Annotated in this window: 1 protein-coding gene; it reads left to right on the top strand. The window is 72.0% G+C overall.

Going from position 1 to position 1,004, the window contains the following annotated elements:
- Window positions 1–214: 214 nt before the first annotated feature.
- Entirely contained in the window at window positions 215–976 is a 762-nt protein-coding gene (locus E1265_RS36470) for a DeoR/GlpR family DNA-binding transcription regulator (RefSeq protein WP_132935213.1), read from the top strand.
- Window positions 977–1,004 lie beyond the last annotated feature (28 nt).

Genomic DNA, 1,004 nt, shown 5'->3' with positions numbered 1-1,004 from the left:
GTTCGGTGGGGCGTACGGCGGCGGTGGGTGGGGCGTTCCGCCCGGTCAACGACGGGTCGGCGGCTCGGGTGCCGCGTCGTCGAACGGTCACATTCGGGCGTGATAATTCAGACCTCGTGACTGTTCAGACCCGTACCACGACGGTACAACTCTGCGTGCGGGCCCAATCGGGCATGCAGAAGGGCAGAGTCGGACTGGCCGCGGGGAGGCAGGCATGTCGGCAGAAGAGCGTCAGCGCGCCATCGTCGGGGCCGCCAGACGGGCCGGTTCCGTCGAGGTCACGCACCTCGCCGAGGAGCTGGGCGTCGCGAAGGAGACCGTCCGCCGCGACCTTCGGGTACTGGAGGCGCACGGTCTCCTGCGGCGCACCCACGGCGGCGCCTACCCCGTGGAGAGCGCTGGTTTCGAGACGACCCTCGCCCTGCGCGCCACCCGGCACGTGCCGGAGAAGCGGCGGATCGCCGCCGCCGCGGCCGAACTCACCGGCGAGGCCGAGACCGTGTTCATCGACGAGGGCTTCACCCCCCAGCTCATCGCCGAGAACCTGCCGCGCGACCGCCAATTGACCGTGGTGACCGCCTCCCTCGCCGTCGCCGGCCAACTCGCCGCCGTCGAGGGCTTCACCGTGCTGCTGCTCGGCGGCCGGGTGCGCGGCGGCACGCTGGCCACCGTCGACCACTGGACCGCCCGGATGCTCGCCGGGTTTGTGATCGACCTGGCGTTCATCGGCGCCAACGGCATCTCCCGCACCCACGGCCTGACCACCCCTGACCCGGCGGTCGGCGAGGTCAAGCGGCAGGCCGTGCTCGCCTCGCGGCGGCGGGTGTTCGCCGGCATCCACACCAAGTTCGGCGCCGCCGGCTTCTGCCGCTTCGCGGACATCCACGACCTGGACGTGATCGTCACCAGCACCAGCCTCAGCTCGGCCGAGGCGCACCGTTACTCGCTGCTGGGCCCCCAGGTCATCAGGGTCTGAGCCGGCGCGGTCCCGCGCGCCCGGAAGC

Origin of the sequence: Streptomyces sp. 8K308, assembly GCF_004348315.1 — a bacterium.
Classification (GTDB): domain Bacteria; phylum Actinomycetota; class Actinomycetes; order Streptomycetales; family Streptomycetaceae; genus Streptomyces.
Note: the sequence above shows the minus strand (reverse complement) of the source record. Positions and strands in the feature narration are given on the sequence as shown.